The sequence below is a fragment of the Parvibaculum sedimenti genome, assembly GCF_009184905.1.
Lineage (GTDB): Bacteria > Pseudomonadota > Alphaproteobacteria > Parvibaculales > Parvibaculaceae > Parvibaculum > Parvibaculum sedimenti.
The window spans coordinates 248,051-270,545 of record NZ_WESC01000004.1 but is presented as its reverse complement, the minus strand read 5'-3'; the positions used below and the strand labels follow the sequence as shown (position 1 = coordinate 270,545).

Annotated in this window: 22 protein-coding genes; 17 read left to right on the top strand and 5 right to left on the bottom strand. The window is 61.4% G+C overall.

What is annotated here, in order from left to right:
* Positions 1 to 103 precede the first annotated feature (103 nt).
* From F2P47_RS06235 to F2P47_RS06215, 5 genes are all read left to right on the top strand, one after another.
* On the top strand, positions 104 to 859 hold the full coding sequence (locus F2P47_RS06235; protein ID WP_152215326.1) for a helix-turn-helix domain-containing protein: 756 nt from the start codon (positions 104 to 106) through the stop codon (positions 857 to 859).
* 24 nt (positions 860 to 883) lie between these two features.
* Positions 884 to 1,876 (top strand): HlyD family secretion protein, encoded by a 993-nt coding sequence (locus tag F2P47_RS06230; protein WP_204886544.1) that lies wholly within the window; start codon positions 884 to 886, stop codon positions 1,874 to 1,876.
* On the top strand, positions 1,863 to 4,589 hold the full coding sequence (gene rbbA / locus F2P47_RS06225) for a ribosome-associated ATPase/putative transporter RbbA (protein WP_152215324.1): 2,727 nt from the start codon (positions 1,863 to 1,865) through the stop codon (positions 4,587 to 4,589). Before F2P47_RS06230 ends, rbbA begins: the two co-directional genes overlap by 14 nt.
* Position 4,590: 1 nt before the next feature.
* Positions 4,591 to 5,712 (top strand): ABC transporter permease, encoded by a 1,122-nt coding sequence (locus F2P47_RS06220; RefSeq protein ID WP_152215322.1) that lies wholly within the window; start codon positions 4,591 to 4,593, stop codon positions 5,710 to 5,712.
* A 223-nt stretch (positions 5,713 to 5,935) separates the two neighbouring features.
* Positions 5,936 to 6,196 carry an Lpp/OprI family alanine-zipper lipoprotein gene (locus F2P47_RS06215; protein ID WP_152215320.1) on the top strand — a complete coding sequence of 87 codons (261 nt, stop codon included), beginning with the start codon at positions 5,936 to 5,938 and terminating at the stop codon, positions 6,194 to 6,196.
* Between the two features lie 66 nt (positions 6,197 to 6,262).
* On the opposite strand, the gene F2P47_RS06210 is transcribed toward F2P47_RS06215, so the two are convergent.
* On the bottom strand, positions 6,263 to 7,186 hold the full coding sequence (locus tag F2P47_RS06210) for a L,D-transpeptidase family protein (RefSeq protein ID WP_152215317.1): 924 nt from the start codon (positions 7,184 to 7,186) through the stop codon (positions 6,263 to 6,265).
* On the opposite strand from F2P47_RS06210, the gene F2P47_RS06205 reads away from it, so the two are divergent.
* Positions 7,185 to 7,700: a L,D-transpeptidase family protein gene (locus tag F2P47_RS06205; RefSeq protein ID WP_185680976.1), complete on the top strand. Its 516-nt coding sequence runs from the start codon at positions 7,185 to 7,187 to the stop codon at positions 7,698 to 7,700. The two genes, F2P47_RS06210 and F2P47_RS06205, sit on opposite strands and share 2 nt — an antisense overlap.
* Positions 7,701 to 7,702: 2 nt before the next feature.
* Here F2P47_RS06205 and F2P47_RS06200 read toward each other — a convergent pair whose 3' ends face one another.
* The 4 genes from F2P47_RS06200 to F2P47_RS06185 all read right to left on the bottom strand — a co-directional run bounded on the left by F2P47_RS06200 (position 7,703) and on the right by F2P47_RS06185 (position 11,365).
* Positions 7,703 to 8,509 (bottom strand): ABC transporter permease, encoded by an 807-nt coding sequence (locus F2P47_RS06200; protein ID WP_152215313.1) that lies wholly within the window; start codon positions 8,507 to 8,509, stop codon positions 7,703 to 7,705.
* Positions 8,510 to 8,513: 4 nt separating this feature from the next.
* Positions 8,514 to 9,266: an ATP-binding cassette domain-containing protein gene (locus F2P47_RS06195; protein ID WP_204886542.1), complete on the bottom strand. Its 753-nt coding sequence runs from the start codon at positions 9,264 to 9,266 to the stop codon at positions 8,514 to 8,516.
* A 75-nt stretch (positions 9,267 to 9,341) separates the two neighbouring features.
* A complete protein-coding gene (locus tag F2P47_RS06190; RefSeq protein WP_152215308.1) occupies positions 9,342 to 10,223 on the bottom strand; it encodes a universal stress protein in 882 nt (293 codons plus the stop codon).
* A gap of 158 nt (positions 10,224 to 10,381) precedes the next feature.
* Entirely contained in the window at positions 10,382 to 11,365 is a 984-nt protein-coding gene (locus tag F2P47_RS06185; protein WP_152215306.1) for a zinc-dependent alcohol dehydrogenase family protein, read from the bottom strand.
* Between the two features lie 155 nt (positions 11,366 to 11,520).
* Between F2P47_RS06185 and F2P47_RS06180 the strand changes: the two genes are divergently transcribed.
* The 11 genes from F2P47_RS06180 to ccoS all read left to right on the top strand — a co-directional run bounded on the left by F2P47_RS06180 (position 11,521) and on the right by ccoS (position 22,253).
* Positions 11,521 to 13,059, top strand: coding sequence for a PAS domain-containing sensor histidine kinase (locus tag F2P47_RS06180; protein ID WP_152215304.1), 1,539 nt, complete (start codon positions 11,521 to 11,523; stop codon positions 13,057 to 13,059).
* A complete protein-coding gene (gene fixJ / locus F2P47_RS06175) occupies positions 13,052 to 13,672 on the top strand; it encodes a response regulator FixJ (protein WP_152215303.1) in 621 nt (206 codons plus the stop codon). The genes F2P47_RS06180 and fixJ overlap by 8 nt, the downstream gene beginning before the upstream one ends.
* Positions 13,673 to 13,751: 79 nt before the next feature.
* On the top strand, positions 13,752 to 14,129 hold the full coding sequence (locus F2P47_RS06170) for a response regulator transcription factor (RefSeq protein ID WP_152215301.1): 378 nt from the start codon (positions 13,752 to 13,754) through the stop codon (positions 14,127 to 14,129).
* Positions 14,130 to 14,259: 130 nt separating this feature from the next.
* The gene (gene ccoN / locus F2P47_RS06165; RefSeq protein WP_152215299.1) at positions 14,260 to 15,957 is read left to right on the top strand and encodes a cytochrome-c oxidase, cbb3-type subunit I; all 1,698 of its coding nucleotides are present in this window, start codon (positions 14,260 to 14,262) and stop codon (positions 15,955 to 15,957) included.
* 11 nt (positions 15,958 to 15,968) lie between these two features.
* Positions 15,969 to 16,697: a cytochrome-c oxidase, cbb3-type subunit II gene (ccoO, locus tag F2P47_RS06160; RefSeq protein ID WP_152215297.1), complete on the top strand. Its 729-nt coding sequence runs from the start codon at positions 15,969 to 15,971 to the stop codon at positions 16,695 to 16,697.
* A gap of 8 nt (positions 16,698 to 16,705) precedes the next feature.
* On the top strand, positions 16,706 to 16,873 hold the full coding sequence (locus F2P47_RS06155; protein ID WP_152215295.1) for a cbb3-type cytochrome c oxidase subunit 3: 168 nt from the start codon (positions 16,706 to 16,708) through the stop codon (positions 16,871 to 16,873).
* Entirely contained in the window at positions 16,870 to 17,754 is an 885-nt protein-coding gene (gene ccoP / locus F2P47_RS06150; RefSeq protein WP_152215294.1) for a cytochrome-c oxidase, cbb3-type subunit III, read from the top strand. Before F2P47_RS06155 ends, ccoP begins: the two co-directional genes overlap by 4 nt.
* A 35-nt stretch (positions 17,755 to 17,789) precedes the next feature.
* Complete coding sequence (ccoG, locus tag F2P47_RS06145) at positions 17,790 to 19,316, top strand: cytochrome c oxidase accessory protein CcoG (RefSeq protein WP_152215292.1); 1,527 nt, start codon at positions 17,790 to 17,792, stop codon at positions 19,314 to 19,316.
* Positions 19,313 to 19,843, top strand: coding sequence for a FixH family protein (locus F2P47_RS06140; RefSeq protein WP_152215290.1), 531 nt, complete (start codon positions 19,313 to 19,315; stop codon positions 19,841 to 19,843). The genes ccoG and F2P47_RS06140 overlap by 4 nt, the downstream gene beginning before the upstream one ends.
* A 23-nt stretch (positions 19,844 to 19,866) precedes the next feature.
* On the top strand, positions 19,867 to 22,098 hold the full coding sequence (locus F2P47_RS06135; RefSeq protein WP_152215288.1) for a heavy metal translocating P-type ATPase: 2,232 nt from the start codon (positions 19,867 to 19,869) through the stop codon (positions 22,096 to 22,098).
* Positions 22,098 to 22,253 (top strand): cbb3-type cytochrome oxidase assembly protein CcoS, encoded by a 156-nt coding sequence (ccoS, locus tag F2P47_RS06130; protein WP_152215287.1) that lies wholly within the window; start codon positions 22,098 to 22,100, stop codon positions 22,251 to 22,253. Before F2P47_RS06135 ends, ccoS begins: the two co-directional genes overlap by 1 nt.
* Positions 22,254 to 22,495 lie beyond the last annotated feature (242 nt).

Below are 22,495 nucleotides of genomic sequence, written 5' to 3'. Positions count from 1 at the left end.
AGATGGATAAGTAAATTCCCCTATAGGTGGAATACCGGATTTCGCGGCTCTGCTGCGCCCGACATCATGACGAACATCACCTAATGAAAGCGAAGGGCTCGTCATGGCTATCAACCTGGCTCACAGCGGAACGGCATCGAACGGCGCGGTAGCTCACAGGCCTTGGCCGGTCATTGTCGGCGGTGCTCTAGCGCGGGGCCGCCGGGCTCCCGGCGCCTTTTCCCCTTCCGAAGATTACCGTTCACTCGACGAAGTCGGCACGACGGTGACCTTCGCGCGCAATGAAACCATCTTCAACGAGGGTGATGGCGCCAAATATGCTTACAAGCTGGTCAGTGGCGCCGTTCGCCTCTGCAAGCTTCTGGCCGATGGCCGCCGTCAGATCACGGATTTCTACCTCGACGGTGAGATGTTCGGCTTTCTCGATCTCGACAGCTACGACTTCAGCGCAGAAGCGATTACCAATGTCGTCCTGGTCCGCTATGCCCGTTCCCATGTGCGGCGCTTCGAGGAAGAGGACGATACTTTCCGGCGCGAATTGATGAGCATGCTTCACCAGCGCCTGTCGCGCACGCATACGCTGCTCGTCATGCTTGGCCGGCAGACGGTGAAGGAGCGGATTGCCTCTTTCCTCATTCAGATGGCCGAACGGCTCGATGGCGAGGCGGAGGACGGCGCCTCTATCGATCTGCCCATGGGCCGTCAGGACATCGCCGATTATCTCGGTCTGACAATAGAGACAGTTTGCCGGGCACTGAGCGAGTTCAAGCGGGCGGGCGTCATCTCCGTTCCGACCACGCATCAGATTGTTGTCAATGACATCAAGGCGCTTCGCGCTATTATCGACGGCGACAACTGATTTTCCCGTTCTGCGGAGATTGTTATGCGTATGAGGATGTTGGGCCTGGCGGCGGCCGGCGTCGCGCTGGCGGTTGTCGTCGCGGGCTATGGCTGGTGGAAATGGTCCCATCCCGGTCTTCCGGACGGAATCGCTGAGACCAATGGCCGCATTGAGGCAGAGCAGGTTCAGGTTGCCGCCAAGACCCCCGGACGCGTCATGGAGGTTCTCGCTGAGGAGGGCGATTTCGTGAAGGCGGGCGCCGTCCTTGCGAAGATGGATACGCGCGATACCAAGGCGCAGCTCCTTCAGGCCCAGGCGCAACTCGTCGCCGCGCAGCGCGCGAAGGAAGAGGCGGTTGCCGCCGTCGCGCAGCGCGATGCGCAGCGCACGCTTTATCGCCGCCAGTTCAACCGTGTCGCCCGCCTCAACAAATCCGGCTATGCGTCGAATGACCAGCTCGATCAGATGCGCGCGCAGCGCGATGCGGGCGATGCCGGATATAATGCCGCTGTCGCCAGCGTCAATCAGGCGGCGGCGTCGATCGAAGCGGCCAAGGCCGCAGTGCAGCAGATCCAGACTGTTCTCGAAGACGCCATACTTGTGGCGCCGCGTTCGGGCCGCGTTCAATACAAGCTCATCCAGCCGGGCGAGGTTGTGGGCGCCGGCACGGCCATCCTTACGCTTCTTGACGTGTCGGATGTCTACATGACGGTTTTCCTGCCGGCCAAAATGGCGGGAGGCGTGCGGCTCGGCGACGAGGCGCGGCTGGTTCTCGATCCGGCGCCGCAATATGTCATTCCGGCGAACGTCACTTTCGTGGCGACCGACGCGCAGTTCACGCCGAAATCCGTCGAAACGTCGGACGAGCGCGAAAAGCTGATGTTTCGCATCAAGCTCAACGTCAATCGCGACCTGCTGATGCGCTATGCCACTGTCGTGAAGACGGGTGTGCGCGGCGTTGCCTATGTCCGCTATAGGCAGGGTGTCGAATGGCCCGCCACGCTTGCTGTGAAGCTCCCAGATGAGCCACGCTGACAAAGAGTTTGTCGTCGAAATCCGGTCGCTGAAGCAGCGTTATGCGCGCGTCGCGGCTGTTGACGATGTGACGATGAATATCCCGGCCGGGATCATGGCCGGATTGATCGGTCCCGACGGTGTCGGCAAGTCGACATTGCTCGCCATCATCGCCGGTGTGCGCAAGATCCAGCAGGGTCAGGTCATCGCGCTTGGCGGCGACATGGTCGACCGGATCCATCGCAGCCACTGCCACAAGCGCATCGCCTACATGCCGCAGGGCCTCGGGCGCAATCTCTATCCGACGCTCTCGGTCTTCGAGAATCTCGATTTCTTCGGGCGTCTCTTCGGTCAGGACAAGGCAGAGCGTGAACGTCGTATCGCCGAGTTGCTGAAATCGACGGGCCTCGACCCTTTCCCGGATCGGCCTGCAGGCAAGCTTTCGGGGGGCATGAAGCAGAAGCTCGCGCTTTGCTGCGCGCTCATTCACGATCCCGATCTTCTCATCCTTGATGAGCCTACAACCGGCGTCGATCCTCTGTCGCGCCGTCAGTTCTGGGAACTGATCGACCGCATGCGCGCGCGAAGACCCGGCATGAGCGTCATCGTCGCCACGGCCTATATGGAAGAGGCCGACAGGTTCGACTGGCTGGCGGCAATGAACGCCGGCAAGCTGATCGGGCAAGGAAGTCCTGCCGAATTGAAGACACGGACCGGGAAGGAAACGCTGGAAGAGGCCTTCATCGCGCTCCTGCCGGAAGATATACGCAAGCTTCATGTTCCGGTGGTGGTGCCACCCCGCTCGCCGGGCGATGGGCAGCCAGCGATCGAGGCGAAGGACCTTACATGCCGTTTCGGCGATTTCGTCGCCGTCGATCATGTGAGCTTTTCCATCGAGCGCGGCGAAATCTTCGGCTTCCTCGGTTCGAATGGTTGCGGCAAGACCACGACGATGAAGATGCTCACCGGTCTTCTGCCTGCGTCGGAGGGCTCGGCGCGACTCCTCGGGGAGCCTCTCGACGCGCGGGACATGGAGACTCGCCGTCGCGTCGGCTACATGTCGCAATCTTTCTCGCTTTATGGCGAGTTGAGCGTTCGCCAGAACCTTGATCTTCACGCGAAGCTTTACGGACTTCCACGCGAAGAGGTCGGTCCACGCGTCGAGGAAATGCTGGAGCGCTTCGACCTTGCCGGCGTCGCTGACGAGATGCCGGAAAAACTGCCTCTCGGTATCCGCCAGCGGTTGCAACTCGCGGTCGCCGTCGTCCACAGGCCGGAGGTCCTGATCCTCGACGAGCCGACTTCCGGCGTCGATCCGATCATGCGCGACCAGTTCTGGCGCTACCTGCTCGACCTTTCGCGCAACAGCGAGGTGACGATCTTCATCTCGACTCATTTCATGAATGAGGCCGAGAGATGCGACCGCATTTCGTTGATGCATGCCGGAAAGGTGCTCGCGGTTGGCGAGCCGGATGCCATTGCGATGGCGCGTGGGCGGGCGACGCTTGAAGACGCGTTCATCGACTATCTGACCGAGGCGGGCGGTGCCATAGCGGTGGACGGCGGTGCCGAGGATGCGATCGTCGTCGCCGAGACGGCGGCAGCGCCATCGAAGCGCCGGTTCGACTGGCGACGGCTGTGGGCCTATGCTCGGCGCGAGACAATGGAAATCCTGCGCGATCCGATCCGCCTGACCTTCGCCCTTGTCGGGCCGGTTGTTCTGATATTGACCTTCGGCTACGGCATTTCCTTCGACGTCGAGAATCTTGCCTATAGCGTCATCGATCAGGACCAGTCGCGCGAAAGCCGTGGCCTGCTCGAGCAATTCGAAGGTTCGCGCTATTTCGAGCAGCGCGCGCCCGCAAAAACGGTCGCCGATCTCCAGAATATGCTCCAGAGCGGCAAGATTGCGGTCGGGATCGAAATTCCCGAAGGCTTCGGGCGCGACCTTCTGCGTGGACGCCAGCCGGAGATCGGCGTTCTCGTGGATGGCGCCAGCCCGTTCCGGGCAACGACGGCGGTCGGCTATCTGAGCGGGATCGCGCAGAAATATGTCGCACAGCTTTATGAAGGGCAGAAGACGACAGCGCTTTTCAGCATCGAAACCCGCACGCGGTACAATCAGGCATTCGAGAGTGTCTACGCTATCGTACCGACGGTCTTCACGCTCATTCTGATCCTCATTCCCGCCATGCTCACCGCCGTCGGCGTGGTACGCGAGAAGGAATATGGGTCGATTGCGAATTTCCGCTCGACGCCCGTGACGCGCCTCGAATTTCTGCTTGGCAAGCAGGCGCCATATATTGCTCTGGCTTATGTCAACTTCCTCACGCTGTTGTTGATCGCACTCTTTCTCTTCGGCGTGCCGGTGAAGGGATCGGTAGGCCTGCTGCTGCTGAGTTCCCTGCTCTACGTGATAGCAACGACCGGCTACGGCATTTTCATGTCGACCTTCACCAAGACGCAGGTCTCCGCCATGTTTGCGACGGCCGTGACGTCGCTCATTCCGGCGGTCAACTTCTCAGGCCTGCTGGTTCCCGTTTCCTCGCTCACCGGTGCAGGGCGCGCCATCGGACTCGCCTTCCCGTCGAGCTGGTTCCAGCAGATCAATATCGGCGTTTTCACCAAGGGGCTCTATCTTGCGGATTTATGGGAGCCCACCCTCATGCTCATCTTCTTCGCGCTGCTTTATACGACTGCCGCACGCGTCCTCCTCGTAAAGCAGGAGGTCTGACATGCAGCGTTTCATCCGGAATGTCGGCCGTCTTACCTACAAGGAGCTGCGCAGCTTCCTCGCCGATCCCATTCTGCTTGTGCTCGTCGCCTTCATCTTCACCTTCGCCATCTATTCGACAGCGACCGGCGCCAGGACGGAGGTGTCGAATGCCGCCGTGGCCGTGGTCGACGAAGACCATTCGGAACTCTCGCGCCAGATCCGCCTGGCACTCCTGCCGCCTCTGTTCAAAGAGGCCGTAACCGTGACGCCCGCAGAAGCGTCGCGGGGCATGGACGAGAACAAGTTTGTCTTTCTGATCGAAATCCCTTCCGGCTTCGAACGGGATCTTCTTGCCGGACGCGGGCCGACCATCGCGCTCAACGTCGATGCGACCGCCATGTCGCTTGCCGGCAGCGGTGCCGTCGATATTCAGAACATCATCACGGAAGAGGTGCAGAAGCGCGTCGCGCATACGGAGCTTGCGACCAGCCAGCCCATCAACGTCGTACTCCACAGACTCTTCAATCCGAACTCGGAATCGATGTGGTTCGGTGCGGTCATGGAGGTCATCAACAATGTGACCATGCTCTCCATCCTGCTGGCCGGCGCCGCGCTGATCCGCGAGCGTGAGCATGGAACGATCGAGCATCTGCTTGTGATGCCGGTGACGGCCGTCGAAATCATGCTGGCCAAGATCGCGGCCAATGGCCTCGTGATTCTGGTGGCCTCCATCTCGTCGCTCGTCTTTGTCGTGCATCTCTTTCTCGGCGTGCCGATCGCCGGTTCATTGGTGTTGTATGCGAGCGGTATCGCGAGCTATCTCGTGGCCGTGACCAGTCTCGGCCTCTTGCTGGCGACATGGGCCAATTCGATGCCCCAATTCGCGCTGCTCTCGATGCCTGTGCTGATTGTGCTGGAGCTTCTATCAGGCAGCGCGACGCCGCTTGAGAGCATGCCGGTATGGTTGCAGACCGTGATGCAGTTCGCGCCCTCGACGCATTTCGTCTCCTTCTCGCAGGACGTTCTTTATCGGGGCGCCGGATTTCAGATCGTCTGGCCCGACATGCTCTGGCTCGTCGGCATCAGTATTTTCTATTTCAGCCTCTCTCTTGTGCGTTTCCGCCATGCCATCGCGACCTGAACCAGACTGCGACATTTCTTCACTTTGATCGGAATCAAGGTTTTGGGAGCACTGCGGACGCAAAGTTACCAGCGCCCCTTAATTCCTCACGGCGGAATCGTGTGAGCGAAATCGATGATGCGCTCACTGTCTCGAAGCCCGCGTCCGAAAAAGGGTGGCATGGCGATTTCATGCCGTCGGTACCACAGCAAGAGGTGCGGGCGGCATCAACAGGAGAAGCCCTATGAACATGCTGTCACGTATCATGCTGCCCGCCGCTCTCGCCTCCGCAGTGCTGCTTGGCGGTTGCGCCACCCATCTCAACGAGCAGGACCAGGCGAAGCTCGATCAGGCCGTGAAGGACTCCGGCGAGGCGAAAGAGATGGCGCAGCAGGCGATGACCCAGTCGCAAGCGGCGGCAGCTTCCGCTGACCGCGCGGCGGCGTCGGCACAGGCTGCGAATGAAAAGGCAGATCGCATTTTCCAGCATTCGCTGCGGAAGTGATCTGACGTTCGAAAGTGCAGGCCGGATATTCTCCCGTGCGGCAATGCGGGGAGGGTGTCCGGCTCTTTATTGAGGCGCGAAGGTGATGTCGTCGGGCAGGGAGACGCGAACCGGCATTCCGGTTCTTTCGCGCTTTGCGCGCTCTACCGCCGGCCAGTCGATCCGACCGGTCGCCTCTCCCGCCATATGCACGACGAGATCGTCGACGTCGATGGCGGCCTCGGTCTCCGGTTTGCCGCCGGTTTCAATGGTGTCGGCGTCCGACTGATAGGGATGCACCTCGACATAGAATTCGCCATTCGACCAGCCGGCCTTGATCGGCTGGTTGACGACCGTTACCGGCGTTCCAACAGGGACCATGTCGTAAAGCGCCTCGATATCCTCCGGATAAAGCCTGATGCAGCCATGGCTGTCGCGCCGCCCGATGCTATAGGGCTTGTTGGTGCCGTGGATCGCATAACCGTGCCAAGCGAGATAGAGCGCGCGTATGCCCATGGGATTGTCGGGACCGGGACCCACCGCCTGGGGCAGGTCCGGGTTTTCCGCATGTTCGGACGCTGTCGGCACCCAGGTCGGATTCATGCGTTTGGCCCTGACTTTCGTTGTGCCGACCGGCGTTTCCCCGCCCTCGCGGCCGATGCCGAGGGGGAAGGTCCTGACTTCGCCCTTCGCGCCGAAATAATAGAGCCGGAGTTCCGGGAGGTTGATGACAATGCCGTGCCGCGGCGCCTGAGGGATGATGTGGCGTGTTGGCAGTTGCAGCCAGTGTCCGGCGCCGGGGAGCCAGGGATCGATATCCGGATTGGCGGTTCTGATTTCGACATAGCCAAGGTCGAAGCGCCGCGCGATATCGGGCAGAGTATCTTCATGGCGCGTCTCGTAGACGGTCGTCATGCCGATGAGGTCATCCGCCGACGCAGGGCGGGTGGCGCCAAGCATGATGGCGGCGAGAGCGCCGATGCCGAAGAGTTTCAGAATTGAAGGCCTCATGATCCCGCTACCTCTCCGCGCCCTCTTCGCCGCCGCGCTCTTCACGCTGATTGGTGGCGCTGCGTCGGCGACGCCGCTCGCGCCCGACGAATTGCCCAAGGCCGACCGCATTGTCGTCTGGAAGGCAAAGCGCGAACTCGACCTGATGGCGAAGGGCATAGTGATCCGCGCTTATCCGATCGCGCTGGGAGGCCACCCCAAGGGCCCCAAGCTGCTGAAGGGCGACGGTCGGACGCCCGAGGGCATCTATGTAATCGACCGTCGCTTGCGCCAGACAGAATATCATCGTGCGCTTCACATCTCCTATCCGAATCCCGCCGACCGCGTTCGCGCGAAGGGTGGCGATACTGGTGGCGATATCTTCATTCACGGAATGCCGCGCGCCTTCGGCCGCAAGGATCCCGTGCGTTTTTTCACCGACTGGACAAATGGCTGCATCGCCGTCGGCAATATTGCCATCGAGGAAATCTGGAACGCGGTGGATGACGGGACGCCAATAGAAATCCATCCCTGACCTTACACTGCAAGCCGCGGATACATGCGGCCGCCTATGATGACGAGGAGCGCAAGCGTGGAAATGAGCACTGTGAAATCGACCGGAAGGCTTCCGCCCCCTTGTCCGCCGGCCAGCATGAGGTTTCGCAGGCCGTCCACCTCATAGGTCAGCGGATTGAATCGCGCCACCCATTGCAGCCAGACGGGCATGATGCTGGTTGGATAGATTGCGCTGCTGGCAAAGAAGAGCGGCATAGTAAGCACCTGCCCAATTCCCATGAAGCGCTCGCGCGTTTTCACGATGCAGGCCACGATCAACGAAAAGGTCGAGAAAAGCCCCGCGCCAAGAAGTACCAGAATGACGACGCCTGCAAGCGCCGGCAGGCTCCAGTTCACTTCGACGCCGAGCAAGAGAACCAGCGCATAGATGATGATTGCCTGCGTTAGTGCGCGCATGCCGGAGGAAAGGGCCTTGCCGAGAACGAGAGCGGTCCGTGGCGTTGGGCTGACGAGAAATTTGTGGACGATCCCGAGGTCGCGTTCCCAGATGACGGATATGCCGTTGAAGATCGCGATGAAGAGGACGCTCTGGGCGAGAATGCCGGGCGCGAGAAACGCGATATAGTCAACGCCGCCGGTGGGAATGGCGTGCGTGCCCGCGAAGACCTTTCCAAAAACGATCAACCATAGCGCCGGCTGGATTGCGCGGGTCAGCAATTCCGTCGGGTCGTGGCGAAGCTTGCGAACGTCCATTCCCGTGAGGGCGATGACCTTTTGGAGGTAGCTGAGAGGCGCGGCGAGGATGCCGGATTTTTCTTGAATGCTCATGGCCTTACCCGAGCCGTTCGGCGGTCTGGCGGGTGCCGGCGGTTGCGGCATAGCCGCCACCGGCTTCCGCGGCGTTGCCCGTAAGCCTGGTGAATAGATCGGTGAGACTGGCCGTTTCATCGCCTGTCGCAGCCCTCAGCTCGGCAATGGTCCCCGCTGCCGCAAGTTTTCCTTGTTGCATGATGGCGATACGGTCGCAGAGCTTCTCAGCTTCATCCATATAATGCGTCGTCAGGATGATCGTTGTTTTGAAGCTCTGGCGTAGACGGATGATATGTTCCCACACCGCCTCGCGCGCTACCGGATCGAGGCCGACAGTCGGCTCATCGAGAAACAGAACCTGAGGCCGGTGCAGCATGGATTGCGCGATCTCCAGCCGTCGGATCATGCCGCCCGAATAGGTCGCGACGAGCCGGTCCGCGGAGTCTCCAAGCCCCATGAATTCAAGCCCCTCACCCACGCGCGCTTTGCGGAGAGACGATGGAATATCGTAGAGCCGCGCGAAGATGTCGAGATTTTCACGGCCTGTGAGCTCGCCGTCGGCGGATAGTGCCTGTGGCACATAGCCGATCACCCGCCGGACTTTGGCCGCCTCGCCCTCGATGTCGAAGCCTGCCACCTGCGCGCTTCCCGAACTTGGCGGCAGCAGCGTCGTCAGCATTTTTATGAGCGTGCTTTTGCCGGCACCGTTGCGCCCGAGCAGTCCGAATATTTCCCCTGCCGCGACCGATAGCGTGACTCCATCGACCGCAGTCACCGGGCCAAATCGTCGACTCAAATTTTGCGTCGATAGGATCGGTGACACGCTAGTTTCTCTACTTTCTCTGCGGATTCAGTGAACGAGGAGAACCGGAATCGGCGGACCACCAAGCACATGGCGCGTGACGCCGCCGAAGACGAATTCGCTGAGGCGGCTATGCCCATAGGCGCCCATGACGAGAAGATCGGCCTTTGCTTCCTTGGCGCATTGCAGGATGGTGTCCTGCACCGGCCCGGCCGGATGCGCCATGTAGGAGATCTCCGCGTTGACACCATGCCAGCGCAGGCTTGTGGCAAGCGCTTCGGCGGAGTTTGCCGTCTCTTCTTCGTTCTCCGCGATGGCAACGATTGTGACCTTCGCGGCGCCGGCGAGGATTGGCATGGCGGCGCTCACTGCGCGCGCTGCTTCCGGCGCAGGCTTCCAGGCGACGACAACCGATTTGCCGATCTGCTTCGGCGCGCGCGGTCCGGCAAGCAGCAGCGGACGTCCGCCGTTGATGAGTATGGTTCCGGCAACCGTGCGGGCGAGTCCGCCAAGCGCGGTCACGTTTCCGAACACAGTTAGATCGTGGACGCGCGCCTCGGCGACGAGGATATCGGATTCGCGGCCCGAGACTTCACGCCACGCGGCCGTTGCGGCGGGTTCTCCGGTCGGCGCAGTGGCAAGCGGCAGCGCCTCGCGCTTGCAGAAAGCCTCGAAGGTCTTCTGCGCGCGTTCGGTCCGCTTCGCATCCTCCCGCTGCAGCACGTCGATGAGATCGCCCATCACCATCTGCGTTCCCATGCCCATACCCATGTCGTAGCCCGCAGCCTGAATGAGGATCTGCTGCGTGTCGGGCCGGACATGCACACATTCGAGATGGCCCTTGAAGTCGCGCGCGACGAGCATCGCCGTCTCAAGCGCGACAGGGTCGCTGGAAAAGCCCATTGTGGGCACAAGAATGGATTTGAACATGGCCTCGTCCTTCACATCACTCCATGGGGCTGGCTGACGACTGCCGCAGAGCCCACTAGCAAGTTGCGATCATTTTGCTGTGACCGGAGGGGGGCCGCCTTGATTGAAGTCAGAATCGCGGGGCTGCGTCATTCCGCGCCGCTATTCGGCGCCTTGTATCAGGGAACGAGAACCGCGGCGCCGGTGAGCCGGCCCGCGCGCAGATCGTCGAGTGCTTCATTGGCGCGTGCAAGCGGATAGGGAACAGTCCTGGTGTGAACGCCGACGGAGGGAGCGATGCGCAGAAAGTCTATCGCATCCTGCCGCGTAAGATTGGCGACGGAGAGAAGCTGCCGCTCCTCCCAGAGGATGCTGTAGGGGAAGCTCGGAATGTCGCTCATATGGATGCCTGCGCAGACGACGCGCCCACCCTTGGCGACGGCTCTCAGTGCGGCAGGTACCAGCGCGCCAACCGGCGCATAGATGATGGCGGCATCGAGCAACTCCGGCGGCATTTCGTCGGAACTGCCCGCCCAAGCCGCGCCGAGCGAGTGGGCGAAGTCCTGCGCAGTCTTGTCGCCGGGCGTCGTGAAGGCAAAGACCTTGCGCCCCTGAGCCTTGGCAACCTGAAGCACGATATGGCCCGCAGCCCCGAAGCCGTAAATGCCGAGGCGTTCGCCCTTGCCCGCGAGCACAAGCGAGCGCCAGCCAATGAGACCGGCGCAGAGAAGCGGCGCGATGGCGACGTCATCGCCGAGCCCGTCGAGCGGAAATGCATAGGCCGCGTCTGCCACCGCATGCGTCGCATAGCCGCCATTGCGGGTGTAGCCGGTGAACAACGGATGATCGCAGAGGTTTTCGCGAGCGGAGCGACAATAGGGACATGTCCCGCAGGTATGTCCGAGCCACGGAATGCCAACGCGCTGGCCGACGGTGAAACCTTTCACATCGGCGCCGATCTCGTCGACGATGCCGACGATCTCATGGCCTGGGATGATCGGCAGGGACGGGTTAGGCAATTCCCCGTCGACAACATGGAGATCGGTTCTGCAAACGCCACAGGCGAGAACGCGGACTCGAATTTCCCCACTCGCCGCATGGGGATCTGGCAATTCGCGCTCGACGAGCGGTGTACCGGGCTTTTCAAGCAGCATGGCGCGCATGGGGCCCTCGTGGTTCTTGCCGGTTCTTGCAAATCATCGTAGCAGAAGCGATGTGACGCCAACCGATTGTGGGTGAAATTCTCACTTTAATCGGTAAAATGACCGCCTGTCCCAAGATCTTGGCGCATGCAGGGCCGCAAAAGCTTCGAGCGTGGATGACGAAACTGCCTCCGGACGAGAATCACGACAAGGAAAGCCGGGCGCGCCTCGACGCGCTGCTTGCTACAGCCGTTGATGGCATCGTCATCATCGACAAGATGGGACTGATCCAGGTCTATAGCCCTGCCTGCGAAAAGCTCTTCGGTTATAGCGCCGACGAAGTGGTCGGCCGCAATGTGAAGATGCTCATGCCTGCGCCCTATCGTCAGGAGCATGATGGCTATATCGAGCATTATCGCGAGACGCGTGAGAAACGGATCATCGGCATTGGCCGTGAGGTCGTGGGCCAGCGCAAGGATGGCACGACCTTTCCGATGTATCTCTCTGTCGGCGAGGGCACATTCAACGGCGATAGCATGTTCGTCGGCATCATCCACGACATCACGCAGCGCCGCTATCAGGAACATGCGCTGCGCGAGCGCGAGGCGCGGCTGAGTTCGATTCTCGAAACCGTGCCCGACGCTATCGTCATTATCGACGAAGTGGGCCTGATCGAGTCCTTCAGTCCCGCTGCCGAACGCTTGTTCGGTTATGCCTTCGCCGATGTGCTCGGCAAGAACGTCAAACTTCTGATGCCCTCGCCTTATCGCGAGAGCCACGACAGCCATATGGAGCGCTATCGCAAGACGGGCGAGAAGCACATTATCGGCATTGGCAGGATCGTGGTCGGCCAGCGCCGCGACGGCACGACTTTTCCGATGGAGCTGGCGGTTGGCGAGATCAGCGTCGGTCAGCGCAGGCTTTTCACCGGCTTCATCCGCGATATTACCGAGCGTCAGGGCACTGAGCGCCGCTTGCAGGAATTGCAGTCGGAATTGCTGCATGTCTCACGCCTGAGCGCCATGGGCCAGATGGCTTCAGCGCTGGCGCATGAGCTCAATCAGCCGCTCTCGGCAATCATGAACTACGCCAAGGCGGCGCGGAGGACGATTGATGGCATCGACGATCCGCAGGTCGAGCGCGCGCGCGAATTGATCGACAAGGCCGGCGCCCAGACGAGTCGCGCGGGCCAGATCATCCGGCGCCTTCGCGAGTTCATTGAAAAGGGCAAGTCCAACCAGGCTTTCGAGAACCTGAACCGCGTCGTGGAAGAGGCGATCGCGCTGGCGCTGGTCGGTGTCGCGGAGACGAATGTCAAGGTTACGGTCGATCTCGAGGCGGGGCTGCCGCAGGTCTTGATCGACAAGATCCAGATCCAGCAGGTCGCGCTCAATCTCATCCGCAACAGCATTGAGGCGATGCAGGGTGGCGCGCTGCGCGACCTGACGATCTCCACCCGGCGCGAGAATGACGAATATGCGCTGGTCAGTGTGCGTGATACCGGGGCCGGTCTCGCCCCGGAAGTGGCGGCGAACCTGTTCCAGCCGTTCATGACCACCAAGGAGCAGGGCATGGGTATTGGCCTATCCATCTGCCGGTCGATCATTGAGGCGCATGGCGGGGAGCTCTGGGCGACGCCGAACGAGGATGCGGGCGTGACCTTCTCCTTCCGCATTCCTGTGACCGACAGGGAGGAAGTCGACGAAAATGGCTGAAGCTCCTGTCTTTGTGGTGGATGACGATGCCGATGTGCGCGATTCGCTGCGCGCGCTGCTCGAATCCGATGGCTTCCGGGTCGAGGATTTCGATTCGGCGGCCGGCTTTCTGGCTGCCCTGACGCCGGGCCGCGGCGTGTGCCTCGTCGCCGATGTCAGGATGCCGGACATGGACGGGCTAACGCTTCAGGAAGAGATCGGCAGGCGCGGTGTAACTCTTCCCGTCATCATCGTTACGGGCCATGCGGATGTGCCGCTGGCCGTTCGCGCCATGAAGGCAGGCGCCCTCGATTTCATCGAAAAGCCCTATGACGATGAGTTGATGCTTTCGAGTGTTCGCCGGGCGCGGGAGCAAAGCATCAGCCAGTTGGCCCAGTCATCGAGCACCCGGGAGGCCGAGGCCCGCGTTGCCGCGTTAACGCCGCGCGAGCGCGAGGTGCTGGAGCATCTGGTTGGCGGACAGCCTAACAAGGTCATTGCCCATGAATTGGGCATATCGCCACGGACGGTCGAGATCCACCGGGCCCATCTGATGGAAAAAATGCAGGCGCGCAGTCTGTCCGACCTGGTGCGAGTCGCGCTTACCGCTGGTGTTCAGGCGCCGGGGGCCTAGGGAAAACCCCTATATCGATATTCCCCAAGGCTCCTTATCTTATTTCTGTCATCCACCGAATTCCGTTCTGGAGGCGGCTGTGATTGCCAGTTCCGGGCGCGCGGTCTGTGTCGTCGACGACGACGAGGCTGTGCGCGATTCAATGCGCGTCCTGCTCGAGTCCCACGGTCTCACCGTGCGCGACTATTCGTCGGCGCGCGCCTTCCTTGCGGAGGTCCCCGGCGATGGCTGTCTGCTGCTCGACCTGCACATGCCGGAAATGAACGGCCTCGAGCTTCTGGAAAAGCTCAGGGCCGAGCGGGTCAACATCCCGACCATCATCATGACCGGGCGGAGCGATGCAGGCCTGCGCGCGAGGGCCCAGAGGGCCGGCGCCATCGCCTTCCTCGACAAGCCCGCCGATGAGGACAAGCTCATCGATTCGATCGAGCACGCGCTCGCTGCGCGAGAGGCCTGAAAGGCCTCGCATTTCCCGCACTGCGGCAATGTCGCGCAGCGGCGAAACACCCTACGTACATTTCCTGATTTCGCCTTAAAAAAGCCCACGGCATGTTCAATGCCACAGGCAACATGAAGGAGATCGTCAAATGGCGGTTTCAGGCGGGGCGGGCGGTCGTCTCTACGGAACAATGACAACGTCGTCTTATTTGACGGCGATCGCGCTGGTGGCGGGGGCGCTTTACAGCCTCGTCGTCGCGGCTAAGGCTTACGATGTACCCATGGCGATCCATGCGTGGATGTTCACGCTGGCTTTCGTCGCTGGTGTTCTGGCGATCGGAAATCGCCATTTCAACGCCCTGAAAAGGCTTCCCGGCGCGGATGACGGCCAGGGGTATAGCGATACGGTCATCAAATACGGCGTGATCGCGACGCTCTTCTGGGGTGTCGCCGGCATGCTTGCGGGTGTCTATATCGCCAGCGAGTTGGCGTTCCCGGCCCTTAATTTCGATTTTGCCTATATCAGCTTCGGCAGGCTTCGCCCGGTGCACACATCGGGCGTGATTTTCGCCATGGGCGGCAACGCGCTGATCGCGACCTCGTTCTACGTCGTGCAGCGGACCTGCCGCGCGCGCCTTGCGGGTAATATCGCTCCCTGGTTCGTCTTCTGGGGCTACAACCTCTTCATCGTCATCGCGGCGACGGGCTACCTTATGGGTGTGACCGAGGCTCGCGAATATGCCGAGCCCGAATGGTACGCGGACATCTGGCTGACAATCGTCTGGGTGACCTATCTCCTCGTCTTCGTCGGGACGCTGATGAAGCGCAAGGAGCCGCATATCTATGTGGCGAACTGGTTCTATCTGGCGTTCATCGTCACGATCGCGATGCTCCACCTCGGCAACAACCTGACGGTGCCGGTCTCGATCTTCTCGAGCAAGAGCTTCAGCGCCTTCTCGGGCGTGCAGGACGCGCTGATCCAGTGGTGGTATGGCCACAATGCGGTCGGCTTCTTCCTGACGGCGGGCTTCCTCGGCATGATGTACTACTTCGTGCCGAAGCGTGCGGGCCGTCCGGTCTATTCCTACAGGCTCTCGATCATCCACTTCTGGGCGCTGATCTTCCTCTACATCTGGGCGGGCCCTCATCATCTGCACTACACGGCCCTGCCTGACTGGGCGCAGACACTCGGCATGACCTTCTCGATCATGCTGTGGATGCCCAGCTGGGGCGGCATGATCAACGGCCTGATGACGCTTTCGGGCGCCTGGGACAAGCTCCGCACCGATCCGGTGATCCGCATGCTCGTCGTGTCGGTCGCCTTCTACGGCATGTCAACCTTCGAAGGTCCGCTCATGTCGATCAAGGCGGTGAACTCGCTCTCGCACTACACCGACTGGACCATCGGTCATGTGCATTCGGGCGCCATGGGCTGGGTCGGCTTCGTGACCTTCGGTGCTGTCTACTGCCTCGTTCCGTGGCTGTGGAAGCGCGAGCGGCTCTACTCGATCGCGCTGGTGAGCTGGCACTTCTGGATTTCGACCATGGGCATCGTCCTCTACATCACGTCGATGTGGGTGTCGGGTATCCTTCAGGGTCTGATGTGGCGTGCCTATGACGCGCAGGGCTTCCTCGAATATTCCTTCGTGGAGACCGTCGCGGCCATGCACCCCTTCTACGTCATCCGTGCTACGGGCGGTCTGCTCTACCTCACGGGTACGGTCATCATGGTCTACAACTGCTGGCGGACCATCAAGGGCGACGTGCGAGCTGGTGAACCGATCATCGCCAACGCACCTGCCAACGCCAACGGGCCCATCGGCGCGCTTGCGCAGCCGGCTGAGTGAGGGAGACGTAGATGTCCAGATTTTCGCATGAAGTCATCGAGAAGAACTCGATACTGCTTCTCCTCCTCTCGCTCATCGCGGTGTCGATCGGCGGTATCGTCGAGATCATTCCGACCTTCCTCATCAAGACTACGATTGAGGATGTGAAGGGTGTGCGGCCTTATAGCCCGCTTGAACTCGCCGGACGCAACATCTACATGCGCGAAGGCTGCTACCTCTGCCACAGCCAGATGATCCGTTCGCTCCGTTCTGAAGTGGAGCGCTACGGTCATTATTCGCTGGCAGCCGAAAGCATGTACGATCATCCCTTCCAGTGGGGATCGAAGCGCAACGGGCCGGATCTTGCCCGTATCGGCGGCAAATATTCGGACGAGTGGCATCGTCTGCATATGACCAATCCGCGCCAGGTCGTGCCGGAATCTGTGATGCCGGGTTATCCGTCCCTTGCGAAGACGCCGCTCGACTACACGCATATCGCCGACGATATGAAGGCGCTTCGCGTGACAGGTGTTCCCTATACGGATGAAGATATCGCCGATGCAAAGGCGGATCTCGAGGCGCAGGTCAATCCGGATGGCGACACCACTGGTATCGCCCAGCGGTATCCCAAGGCCGTCATCCGTAACTTCGACGGCGACCCGAAGACGATCACCGAGCTCGATGCGCTGGTGGCTTATCTCCAGATGCTTGGAACGCTGGTCGACTTCAATGCCTATGACAGCGCCAAGTTCGCCCAGTGAGCACAACCATGACACATCAGGAAATATCCGCTCTCGCTGGAACTTGGGGACTGGTGCTCTTCTGCGTCCTGTTCCTCATTGCCGTCGGCTATGCGCTTTGGCCGTCGAACAAGCAGACCTTTGAGCGTCTGGCACAGCTGCCGCTCAATGACGATCATGAAGGGGGCGAGCAATGAGCACGCAGAAACATAAGGACGAAGTCTCTGGCGTTGAAACGACCGGCCACGAATGGGACGGCATCAAGGAGTTGAACAATCCGCTGCCAAAGTGGTGGATCTACACTTTCTATGTCTGCATCCTCTGGTCGATCGCCTATTGGGTCGTGTTCCCGGCCTGGCCCTACTTCACGAGCGGCGGCTGGAAACACACGGCCGGTTCCTTCGGCTATACGCAGCGCGGCGAAGTTTCCGCCGAGCTGGAGAAGGTTGCCGAAGGCCGCGCCGTGTTCCTGAAGCAGATCGACGCGATGCCGATCGAGGACATCGCGAAGAACGACAGCCTCATGGAAGTAGCGCTTGCCGGTGGCAAGGCAACGTTCGCTGACAATTGTGCGCCGTGCCACGGCTCGGGCGCGGCGGGCGGCAACGGCTTCCCCAACCTGAATGACGACGACTGGCTCTGGGGCGGCAAGCTCGCCGACATCCAGACCACGGTGACGCACGGCATTCGCTGGGAAGCCGATGCCGACACGCGCCAGAACATGATGCCTCGTTTCCTTGACGATCAGATGCTGACGCGCGAGCAGATCAATGACGCCGCGGAATACGTCCTCTCATTGAGCAACAAGGCGGACGATGCCGAAGCTGCCAAGCGGGGCGCTGCGGTTTTCGAGGCGAATTGCACCTCCTGCCATGGAGCGGACGCCAAGGGCAATCAGGAGCTCGGAGCGCCGAACCTGACGGATGCGATCTGGCTCTATGGGGGCGACAAGGCCACCATCGTTACGACGGTCTCGCATGGTCGCGGCGGCGTGATGCCGGCTTGGGGAACCCGCCTCTCGGGTTCGACCATCAAAGAACTGGCCCTTTACGTCCATTCGCTGGGCGGAGGCAAATAACGGCGTGAGTTTTGCGCCGAAGGAGTGAGTGAGTTATGAGCGAACCCGCCGCGAATCTTGAAACCCTGGTGGCGGAGGCTGTTGGTGCAGCCTCCGCCGCTTCCTCTTCCGCGCTGAACGATGACAGCGCGGTCGCGGTCAATTCACAGCTGAACAGGCCTTTATACCAGAGCCGGATCAAGGTTCAGCCAAAGCTCGTCCATGGCACGTTCCGCCGCATCAAGTGGCTGGTCATGGCGCTCACGCTGTCCATCTACTATGTGACGCCGTTCATTCGCTGGAACCGCGGGCCGGGCATGCCCGACCAGGCGGTCCTGCTCGATTTTCCGGCGCGGCGCTTCTATTTCTTCTTTCTGGAAATCTGGCCGCAGGAATTCTACTACGTCACCGGTCTGCTGATCCTTGCTGCGCTCGGCCTCTTCCTCGCGACCAGCGTCGCCGGTCGTGTTTGGTGCGGCTATACCTGTCCGCAGACGGTCTGGACCGATCTCTTCGTCTTTGTCGAACGCCTCTTCGAGGGTGATCGCTCCGCGCGCATCAGGCTCGACAAGGAAGGCTGGAGCCTGAGCAAGCTTGCGCGCAAGGCGGGCAAGCATGTGGTCTGGCTCCTCATCGCGATCCTCACCGGCGGTGCCTGGGTCTTCTATTTTGCCGATGCGCCTACGCTGGCCACGCAGATGGTCACGTTTTCCGCACCGATAACGGCCTATATCTTCGTCGGCCTCTTTACCGCGACGACCTACACGCTGGGTGGCATTGCCCGTGAGCAGGTCTGCATCTATATGTGCCCCTGGCCGCGCATTCAGGGCGCGATGTTCGACGAGGAATCGCTCCTTGTGAGCTACAAGGACGACCGTGGCGAGAAGCGTGGGCCGCACAAGAAGGGCTCGAGCTGGGAAGGCCGCGGCGATTGCATCGATTGCGGCCAGTGCGTGGCTGCCTGCCCGATGGGCATCGATATTCGCGACGGCATGCAGCTCGAATGCATCCAGTGCGCGCTCTGCATCGACGCTTGCGATGAGATCATGGACAAGGTGGGCCGCCCGCGCGGTCTCATCGGCTATGACACGCTGAACAATCGGGAACGCCGCAAGGCCGGCGAGCCGCTGCGTTTCCGCATCATTCGCCCGCGTACCATTGTTTATGCGGTAGCTCTGCTGGTCGTTTCGGCCGCCATGCTCATAGCGCTTGCCAATCGTCAGACCTTGCAGCTCAACGTGCTTCGAGATCGAAATCCGCTCTTCGTCACCTTGTCGGATGGAAGTATCCGGAACGGCTACGGCATCAAGATCATCAACAAGGATACTGCGGCGCATGTCTTTCATGTTGCGATCCAGGGTCCGGAAGGTGCGAGCCTTGCCGGGATCTCCGCTGAAGAAGCGAACCCGACAGAGGTTGAGATCGGCCCCGACGCGCTCAAGAATGTGCGCTTCTATGTAAGCCTGCCGAAGGACCGCCTCTCCGCTCTCGATGGCGGCTTGGCGAAGCTCAGCTTCGTCGTGACAGATGAGACCGGACGGCGCACCGTTAGCGAGACGACTTTCAGAGGACCGGCCCAATGAGCATCGAGGATACGGACTATCGCCCGACAGAGCGCTTCGGCAAGCTTACCGGCCGTCACGTACTGATCATCATGATCCTCAGCTTCGGCGTGATCTTTGCGGTCAACGGCATCTTTATCTATGAAGCCCTGTCGACTTTTGATGGCATTGAGGCCGACGACGCCTATCAGCGCGGTCGTGCCTACAACAAGGATCTCGCCGCCATGGAGGCGCAGAAGGCGCTGGGTTGGAAGGCGGAACTCTCAGACCCCGTGAGTGCGGCTGGCGGCGTCACGCATCTCGCCGTGCGCTTCACCGACAAGACGGGCGCGCCGCTCATCGGCCTCAAGGTGAATGCGACCTTCTTCCGCCCGGTCATGGTGGGTGTCGACCAGACGGCAGTCATGCGCGAAACGGCACCTGGCCGTTACGAGGCTGATTTCAAGCTCGACTATGATGGCAACTGGATCGTTCGCCTCGCCGCGCTTGGCGCCAGCAACGAGAAGTTTGCCCAGGAAACACGCGCCTTTATCAAGCCGGCTCGTTAAACGCCGCAGAGTCGGAGGCCTGGATGAGCGACGCTGCAAGAGAGACAGTCGGAGAGACGGCCACGCCGTTGACCTCGCGCGCCGATCCTGGTCTTTTCGTTCGCGTCGACGAAGGTAGCCGGGAGGCCAAGCTCGATCTCGTCGTTCAGTCCATGCATTGCGCGGGGTGCATGCGCCGCATCGAGCGGGCGCTGGGCGAGCTCGATGGCGTTTCCTTCGCGCGTGCCAATCTTTCGACGAAGCGCGTCGGGGTGAGGTGGGATCCTTCCCGCCTGAAGCCCGCTGCCATCGTCGAAAAGCTTGCCTCCATTGGCTTCGAGGCCGTGCCCTTCGATCCCAAGCTCATCGGCGCGCTCGATGAAAATGAAGGCCGCAAGCTGCTGCGCGCCATGGGTGTCGCGGGTTTTGCGGCGGCCAATGTGATGCTGCTCTCGGTATCCGTCTGGGCCGGCCTTGTCAGCGACATGGAGCCGGAGACGCGGGCGCTCTTCTACTGGATATCCGCGCTCATTGCTTTGCCGACCATAGTCTATTCCGGGCAGCCCTTCTTTCGCTCCGCCTTTGCAGCCCTGCGCAATCGGCAGATGAACATGGACGTGCCGATTTCGCTCGCGGTGACGCTGGCGACCAGCATGAGCCTGGTGCAGACGATCGCGAATGCCGAGCACGTCTATTTCGATGCAAGCATCACGCTTCTTTTTTTCCTGTTGATCGGACGCTATCTCGACGTTCAGGCACGCAACCGCGCCTGCGAGGCTGCGCAGAACCTGCTCGGGCTCCGGGCTGTCGCGGCGACGGTGATGGAGGCCGACGGGTCGCAGCGCTCCGTTCCCGTCGAAGCGCTTGAGCCGGGCATGCTGGTCGCCGTCGCGGCGGGTGCCCGCGTGCCTGCCGATGGTGTCGTCGCCTCCGGTATCAGCGACGTCGATACGAGCCTCGTCACAGGCGAGAGCCTGCCGGAAGTGGTCCGCCCCGGCGCACATGTTTTTGCTGGCACCATGAACATCACCGCGCCCATGCAGGTCACTGTGACAGCGCGCGATGACCAATCTCTGCTTGCCGAGATTGTGCGGCTCATGGAGGCTGCCGAGCAGGGCCGCTCCGCCTATGTACGCATCGCCGATCGCGCAGCCCGTATTTACGCACCATCCGTTCATATCCTGGCGCTTGCCACCGTGCTCTTCTGGCTTGCCATGGGGGCGGGCTTCGTCACCGCGCTCACCAATGCGATTGCGGTTCTGATCGTGACCTGCCCTTGCGCGCTGGGGCTCGCGGTGCCCGTGGTGCAGGTCGTCGCGACCGGCAGGCTGCTCAAGCATGGCATTTTGCTCAAGGCTCCGGACGGGCTCGAACGTCTGGCGGAAGTGGACACGATCGTCTTCGACAAGACCGGCACATTGACTGTCGGTCGTCCCCGTCTCGTCGACAGCGTGGTGTCTGCTACCGATCTTGCGGTCGGAGCGGCACTGGCGCGCTCCAGCCGCCATCCCCTCTCGCGCGCGCTCGTCGAAAGTGCAGGCACGAAGCCGCTCCCCGTTCTCACCGATATTCGTGAGGAGCCGGGGCAGGGTCTCGAAGGCCGGCTGGGCGAGGAAGTGGTGCGTCTCGGCAGCCGCGAATGGGTCGGCGCGCCGGACTTTGACGGCAATGCGCATGGCGGCCCGGAACTTTGGCTGCGCCGTGGGATCGCGCGGCCCTGCTGCTTCCGCTTCATGGATCAGCTTCGCCCCGACGCAATCGAAACTGTTCGCGCGCTCAAGGTGCTCGGTTTCTCCATCGAGCTTCTATCGGGCGATCGCGAGCCTGCCGCTCGCGCCGCGGCAGAAGCGCTCGGCATTTCCGTCTGGCGTGCAGGCGCCCGGCCCGATGCAAAGATCGCGCGGCTGAAGGAACTCGCGAGCGAGGGCCGCAAGGTGCTGATGGTCGGCGACGGTCTCAACGATGCGCCTGCCCTCCGCGTGGCGCACGTCTCCATGTCGCCCGCGGACGCCTCGGATATCAGCCAGACGGCGGCAGATTTCATCTTCCAGGGTGCGAAGCTCGGGGCAGTGATCGAGGCGGTCGAGGTGGCAAAAAAATCGCGGCGGCTGGTTTTCGAGAACTTCGGGCTTGCGCTCGCTTATAATGCCGTCGCGATCCCGCTCGCTTTCGCGGGCTTTGTGACGCCGCTGATCGCTGCGGTGGCGATGTCGACCTCGTCTATTACGGTCACACTGAATTCATTGCGCCTCGGGCGGGTTCGGAAGGCAGACTAATGGATATCCTTGTCTATCTGATGCCCGCGGCGCTGCTTCTTGGCTTTCTTGGCCTGCTCGGCTTTCTCTGGTCGCTCAAGTCGCGGCAGTATGATGATCTCGACGGTGCCGCCGAGCGCATCCTTTATGATGACGAGGATTTACCACGACGCTGACGTGGAAATAGGCGCCTCTGCACCCTCCGCCGCCTGACACCGCGCGCGGGACCCTCCATTCTCCGTCCGTAGCCACCCCAACAGCCGCCTGCCGAGGCGGCCGGCGACTTTCCGCATTGACGAGGTCAATGAAGGAGGGCGAAATGCTGCGCCGGGTTTTCCTGCTCATGTTGCGGGCGCGGCCAACGAAAATAAAAGGGGGCGTCCGGCGATCGGGCGCATCAGGAGGATGCGGCAGGTGG

Excerpts from the sequence above, each read along its gene's own strand:
- F2P47_RS06235 (WP_152215326.1), top strand. The coding sequence starts at position 104 with ATGGCTATCAACCTGGCTCACAGCGGAACGGCATCGAACGGCGCGGTA.
- F2P47_RS06230 (WP_204886544.1), top strand. The coding sequence starts at position 884 with ATGCGTATGAGGATGTTGGGCCTGGCGGCGGCCGGCGTCGCGCTGGCG.
- rbbA (WP_152215324.1), top strand. The coding sequence starts at position 1,863 with ATGAGCCACGCTGACAAAGAGTTTGTCGTCGAAATCCGGTCGCTGAAG.
- F2P47_RS06220 (WP_152215322.1), top strand. The coding sequence starts at position 4,591 with ATGCAGCGTTTCATCCGGAATGTCGGCCGTCTTACCTACAAGGAGCTG.
- F2P47_RS06215 (WP_152215320.1), top strand. The coding sequence starts at position 5,936 with ATGAACATGCTGTCACGTATCATGCTGCCCGCCGCTCTCGCCTCCGCA.
- F2P47_RS06205 (WP_185680976.1), top strand. The coding sequence starts at position 7,185 with ATGATCCCGCTACCTCTCCGCGCCCTCTTCGCCGCCGCGCTCTTCACG.
- F2P47_RS06210 (WP_152215317.1), bottom strand. The coding sequence starts at position 7,186 with ATGAGGCCTTCAATTCTGAAACTCTTCGGCATCGGCGCTCTCGCCGCC.
- F2P47_RS06200 (WP_152215313.1), bottom strand. The coding sequence starts at position 8,509 with ATGAGCATTCAAGAAAAATCCGGCATCCTCGCCGCGCCTCTCAGCTAC.
- F2P47_RS06190 (WP_152215308.1), bottom strand. The coding sequence starts at position 10,223 with ATGTTCAAATCCATTCTTGTGCCCACAATGGGCTTTTCCAGCGACCCT.
- F2P47_RS06185 (WP_152215306.1), bottom strand. The coding sequence starts at position 11,365 with ATGCGCGCCATGCTGCTTGAAAAGCCCGGTACACCGCTCGTCGAGCGC.
- F2P47_RS06180 (WP_152215304.1), top strand. The coding sequence starts at position 11,521 with ATGACGAAACTGCCTCCGGACGAGAATCACGACAAGGAAAGCCGGGCG.
- fixJ (WP_152215303.1), top strand. The coding sequence starts at position 13,052 with ATGGCTGAAGCTCCTGTCTTTGTGGTGGATGACGATGCCGATGTGCGC.
- ccoN (WP_152215299.1), top strand. The coding sequence starts at position 14,260 with ATGGCGGTTTCAGGCGGGGCGGGCGGTCGTCTCTACGGAACAATGACA.
- ccoO (WP_152215297.1), top strand. The coding sequence starts at position 15,969 with ATGTCCAGATTTTCGCATGAAGTCATCGAGAAGAACTCGATACTGCTT.
- F2P47_RS06155 (WP_152215295.1), top strand. The coding sequence starts at position 16,706 with ATGACACATCAGGAAATATCCGCTCTCGCTGGAACTTGGGGACTGGTG.
- ccoP (WP_152215294.1), top strand. The coding sequence starts at position 16,870 with ATGAGCACGCAGAAACATAAGGACGAAGTCTCTGGCGTTGAAACGACC.
- ccoG (WP_152215292.1), top strand. The coding sequence starts at position 17,790 with ATGAGCGAACCCGCCGCGAATCTTGAAACCCTGGTGGCGGAGGCTGTT.
- F2P47_RS06140 (WP_152215290.1), top strand. The coding sequence starts at position 19,313 with ATGAGCATCGAGGATACGGACTATCGCCCGACAGAGCGCTTCGGCAAG.
- F2P47_RS06135 (WP_152215288.1), top strand. The coding sequence starts at position 19,867 with ATGAGCGACGCTGCAAGAGAGACAGTCGGAGAGACGGCCACGCCGTTG.
- ccoS (WP_152215287.1), top strand. The coding sequence starts at position 22,098 with ATGGATATCCTTGTCTATCTGATGCCCGCGGCGCTGCTTCTTGGCTTT.